We start from the raw sequence: 4,183 nt of genomic DNA, 5'->3' as shown, positions 1-4,183 counted from the left end.
GGTCAACGAGATGTGGAGCGACGGTCAGACGCGGCATGGCTGACCGCTACCTGCTCGACAAATCCGCCGCCTACCGGACCCATCTGCCCGCGGTCCGCGCTCGGTTGGCGCCGTTGATGGAGCGTGGACTGCTGGCCCGCAGTGGCCTCACCGATCTGGAGTACGGCGTCTCCGCCCGTTGCCGGGACGACCATCGGGCCGTCGGCATCGACCGGCGCGACGCGCTGGAATACCTCACCACGCCGGACACCGTGTGGGAGCGCGCGTGGGCGGTGCAGGAAGTGCTGACCGAGCAGGGACTGCACCGCGCGGTCGACGTGCCGGACCTGATCATCGCCGCAGTCGCCGAACATCACGGCGTCGGTGTCCTGCACTACGACCGGGACTTCGACCGCATCGCTGCCGTCACCGGTCAGCCCGTGGAATGGGTTGTCCCGGCCGGATCCGCTGACGCAGCTGGGGGCTCGCGATGAGGCCGGCGGTCGCGGTGTTGCTGTCGGTCGTGGCCGGCGCGACGTGCGTGCACTGCGGGTCCGCGCCGCAGCCCGCGCCGGCTGCCTCGTCGTCGGCGCCGCCTCCGTCGGTGGCCCCGGCCGATCCCCAGCCCGCGACCGTCGACACCGTCACCGCGGCCGACCTCGGCGCCAGCTGGCACCCGGGCTGCCCGGTGCCGCCCGGCCAGCTGCGCCGAGTCGGCCTGGACCACCTCGGCTTCGACGGCCGGCGGCACCGCGGCCAACTCGTCGTGCACGAGGAGCTGGTGGCCCAGGTGATCGAGATCTTCGCGCAGCTGTACCGGCTCGGCTTTCCGATCGAGAAGATGCGCACCGCCGACCACTACCGCGACGCCGACGACGAGCTGTCCATGGCGGACGACAACACCTCGGCGTTCAGCTGCCGGACGATCCCGGGTAGCGGGCACTGGGCGCTGCACGCCTACGGCCGCGCCATCGACGTCAACCCGCTGCTGAACCCGTTCATCGACGGCAGTGGCGACGTCCAGCCGACGAACGCGCGGGTCTACCTGGACCGGGACCGGATCGACGCCGGGCTGCTGCACGACGGCGACCCGGCGGTGCGGGCGTTCACCGACCGGGGCTGGACGTGGGGCGGGCACTGGACGTCGCCGATCGACTACCAGCATTTCGAGCTGTCGTGACCGGCCGGCGGTGCAGCCCGCGGGGTGTATCGGCCAAGGACGAAGAACGCCGCCGGGATGACGATGACCAGCGATATCGGCACCGCCAGCCAGCCGATCAACATCCCCCGACCGATCTCACCGAGCCGGCCGGACCCGCCGGCGGTGATCGCCGCGAACACCAGGTCGACGAGCATGAGCGGCGCGGTCAGCACCACCAGCGACGCATAGCGGAAGAAGATCCGCCGGCGCGTCTCCACCAAGCGGGCCAAGTGCTGCGGGCAAGTACCGGTTGCTGACCGTGCCACGTAGACTCGTCCCGCGAACTTTCAGCGGCAACAGCAGAGGTACCAACACATGAGCGGCCATTCCAAGTGGGCCACCACCAAGCACAAGAAGGCCGTCATCGACGCCCGGCGCGGCAAGAACTTCGCCCGGCTGATCAAGAACATCGAGGTGGCCGCGCGGGTCGGCGGCGGTGATCCGGGCGGCAACCCGACGCTGTACGACGCCATCCAGAAGGCCAAGAAGAACTCGGTGCCCAACGACAACATCGAGCGGGCCCGCAAGCGCGGTGCCGGCGAGGAGGCCGGCGGCGCCGACTACCAGAACATCACCTACGAGGGGTATGCGCCCAACGGGGTGGCGGTGCTGATCGAGTGCCTGACCGACAACCGCAACCGGGCCGCGTCCGAGGTGCGGGTGGCGATGACCCGCAACGGCGGCGCGATGGCCGACCCGGGCTCGGTGGCCTACCTGTTCACCCGCAAAGGCGTGGTGATGCTGGAGAAGAACGGGCTCTCCGAGGACGACGTGCTGACCGCGGTGCTCGACGCCGGCGCCGAGGACGTCAACGACCTGGGGGAGAGCTTCGAGGTGATCTCCGAGCCGGGTGACCTGGTGGCGGTGCGCACCGCGCTGGTCGACGCCGGCATCGACTACGAGTCGGCCGAGGCGAGCTTTCAGCCGTCGGTCTCGGTGCCGGTCGACGTCGACGCCGCCCGCAAGGTGTTCAAGCTGGTGGAGGCGCTGGAGGAGAGCGACGACGTGCAGAACGTCTACACCAACATCGACCTGTCGGACGAGGTGCTGGCGGCGCTGGAAGAGGAGTGACCAGCGGGCCGGTGCTGCCTCCGGTGCCACCGCGGGTGCGGGTCGAACACGTTCCGGGCCGCCCGATCGCAGCGCCATCACGTCGAGCACGGTCTCCAATCCGGTGAAGTCGGCAGGGTTCCGGGTTGCCAGGGCCGCATTGTCGGCCACCGCCACCGCCGCGATCATCACATCGACTCGACGCCGTCCGCTTCGTCCCGCGGCGGCGATGGTGGCGCAGAGCTCGCGGTAGACGTCGGCCTCACGCTGGGCAAACACCGGACCGTCGCCGTAAGCCCGACGCAGCTGAACCAGGTCGACCCGTGCCCGGGCGGCTATCTGGGGGTCAGGATGGGCGGTGCCCTCGCTGAACTCGGCGAACGCGATCGCCGAGACGAACAACTCGTGCTCGCCCGGCGGCAGCATCTCCCACCGGGGCCGTTGGATCAACAGGTTGGTGTCCAGGTGAAGCTTCACCGGCCGCCGACTCGCCCGGCGGAATCGCGTCCCTGCTCGACCAGCCGCAACATTTCGGCCTCATAGGCTGGTGGTTTGGGACTGTCGTAAACACCCGAGTCGACGATCTGGCGCGGGCTGGCGCCCGTCCGCTGCTCGGCCGTCGCGCGATTGGTGCGCTCTCCGCTGCCGATCAGCACGCCGGTGTCCTTGCCGTGGTCGGTGACCCGGTACGTCGCGCCGGCTTCGGCGCCCTCGATGATCTGGGATGCGTTCTGGCGCAGTTCGCGGATGCCGACCGATTCCATCCCATCAATGTCGCATCTTTGTGACACACTAGTAGCACCACGAGGAAGTCGTCGACATGGACGTTCTGCGGCGCGCCCCGGAAGGTGGCGGTCACCCGCGACGCCGCGGAGGTCGACGCCGAGCGGGTCCGCGGCCGGTCCGTCGAAAACGGCGTATCGACCACATCGCCGACGGGCTGCGAACCGGGGGGCGTTTCCGGTTGAGCGCCCCCGCGTGTCCCCGCCGCAGGTTGTCGGCCCGGACCGTTACCCTATCGAACATGTGTGCGGTACGAGTGATGGGCGTCGACCCCGGGCTGACCCGCTGCGGGCTGTCGGTGGTGCAGGGCGGAGCCGGCCGCCAGGTCACCGCGCTCGACGTCGACGTGGTGCGCACCTCGGCCGATCAGCCGGTGCAGCGCCGGCTGCTGGCGATCAGCGACACCGTCGAGCACTGGCTGGACACCCACCGCCCGGAGGTGCTCGCGATCGAGCGGGTCTTCGCCAACGCCAACGCCAACACCGCGATGGGCACCGCCCAAGCCGGCGGGGTGATCGCGCTGCAAGCGGCCAGACGCGACATCGCCGTGCACTTCCACACCCCGTCCGAGGTCAAGGCCGCGGTCACCGGCAACGGTCGGGCGGACAAGGCGCAGGTCACCGAGATGGTGACCAGAATCCTTGCGCTGCAAGCCAAGCCGACGCCGGCCGATGCCGCCGACGCGCTGGCGCTGGCGATCTGCCACTGTTGGCGGGCGCCGATGATCGCCCGGATGGCCGAAGCCGAGGCGCTCGCCGCCGAGCAGCGCCGGAGATTCGCGGCCAAGTTGAAGGCGGCGACCCGATGATCGCCGCGGTCCGCGGTGAGGTGCTCGACATCGCCCTCGACCACGTGGTGATCGAGGCGGCCGGCGTCGGCTACAAGGTGATGACCACCCCGGCCACCCTGGCCACCCTGCGCCGCGGCGGCGAGGGCCGGTTGGTCACCGCGATGATCGTGCGCGAGGACTCGATGACGCTGTACGGATTCGCCGACGCCGACGCCCGTGACCTGTTCACCACGTTGATCGGGGTCTCCGGGATCGGGCCCAAGACCGCGCTGGCCACCCTGGCCGTCTACGACGCGGCCGCGCTGCGTCAGGCGTTGGCCGACGGTGACGTGGCCGCGCTGACCCGGGTGCCGGGGATCGGCAGGCGCGGCGCCGAACGG

General features: G+C 70.3%; 7 protein-coding genes. 5 read left to right on the top strand and 2 right to left on the bottom strand.

The window, feature by feature from the left end; all coding sequences use genetic code 11:
• Positions 1–35 precede the first annotated feature (35 nt).
• Both AC2VNT_RS11760 and AC2VNT_RS11755 read left to right on the top strand, forming a co-directional pair.
• Positions 36–473, top strand: coding sequence for a PIN domain-containing protein (locus tag AC2VNT_RS11760; RefSeq protein ID WP_486947028.1), 438 nt, complete (start codon positions 36–38; stop codon positions 471–473).
• On the top strand, positions 470–1,159 hold the full coding sequence (locus AC2VNT_RS11755; RefSeq protein ID WP_486947027.1) for a M15 family metallopeptidase: 690 nt from the start codon (positions 470–472) through the stop codon (positions 1,157–1,159). Before AC2VNT_RS11760 ends, AC2VNT_RS11755 begins: the two co-directional genes overlap by 4 nt.
• On the opposite strand, the gene AC2VNT_RS11750 is transcribed toward AC2VNT_RS11755, so the two are convergent.
• Positions 1,135–1,446: a hypothetical protein gene (locus tag AC2VNT_RS11750; RefSeq protein ID WP_486947026.1), complete on the bottom strand. Its 312-nt coding sequence runs from the start codon at positions 1,444–1,446 to the stop codon at positions 1,135–1,137. The two genes, AC2VNT_RS11755 and AC2VNT_RS11750, sit on opposite strands and share 25 nt — an antisense overlap.
• A gap of 49 nt (positions 1,447–1,495) precedes the next feature.
• On the opposite strand from AC2VNT_RS11750, the gene AC2VNT_RS11745 reads away from it, so the two are divergent.
• Positions 1,496–2,251: a YebC/PmpR family DNA-binding transcriptional regulator gene (locus AC2VNT_RS11745; RefSeq protein ID WP_486947025.1), complete on the top strand. Its 756-nt coding sequence runs from the start codon at positions 1,496–1,498 to the stop codon at positions 2,249–2,251.
• 452 nt (positions 2,252–2,703) lie between these two features.
• Here the strand turns inward: AC2VNT_RS11745 and AC2VNT_RS11740 are convergent, their stop codons facing one another.
• Positions 2,704–2,994: a type II toxin-antitoxin system Phd/YefM family antitoxin gene (locus AC2VNT_RS11740; protein WP_486947024.1), complete on the bottom strand. Its 291-nt coding sequence runs from the start codon at positions 2,992–2,994 to the stop codon at positions 2,704–2,706.
• A gap of 260 nt (positions 2,995–3,254) precedes the next feature.
• On the opposite strand from AC2VNT_RS11740, the gene ruvC reads away from it, so the two are divergent.
• Both ruvC and ruvA read left to right on the top strand, forming a co-directional pair.
• A complete protein-coding gene (gene ruvC, locus AC2VNT_RS11735) occupies positions 3,255–3,821 on the top strand; it encodes a crossover junction endodeoxyribonuclease RuvC (protein WP_486947023.1) in 567 nt (188 codons plus the stop codon).
• Positions 3,818–4,183 (top strand): Holliday junction branch migration protein RuvA (ruvA, locus tag AC2VNT_RS11730; protein WP_486947022.1); only part of this gene is annotated, 366 nt, incomplete at its 3' end. The genes ruvC and ruvA, both read left to right, overlap by 4 nt.

Source organism: Mycobacterium sp. TH-M15 (assembly GCF_057473705.1).
The sequence above is the reverse complement of the archived record's forward strand: the minus strand, read 5'-3'. Positions and strand labels throughout refer to the sequence as shown.

What these genes read in the sequence shown, in the direction of transcription:
- AC2VNT_RS11760 (WP_486947028.1), top strand. Translation starts at nt 36, where the DNA reads ATGGCTGACCGCTACCTGCTCGACAAATCCGCCGCCTACCGGACCCAT.
- AC2VNT_RS11755 (WP_486947027.1), top strand. Translation starts at nt 470, where the DNA reads ATGAGGCCGGCGGTCGCGGTGTTGCTGTCGGTCGTGGCCGGCGCGACG.
- AC2VNT_RS11745 (WP_486947025.1), top strand. Translation starts at nt 1,496, where the DNA reads ATGAGCGGCCATTCCAAGTGGGCCACCACCAAGCACAAGAAGGCCGTC.
- AC2VNT_RS11740 (WP_486947024.1), bottom strand. Translation starts at nt 2,994, where the DNA reads ATGGAATCGGTCGGCATCCGCGAACTGCGCCAGAACGCATCCCAGATC.
- ruvC (WP_486947023.1), top strand. Translation starts at nt 3,255, where the DNA reads ATGTGTGCGGTACGAGTGATGGGCGTCGACCCCGGGCTGACCCGCTGC.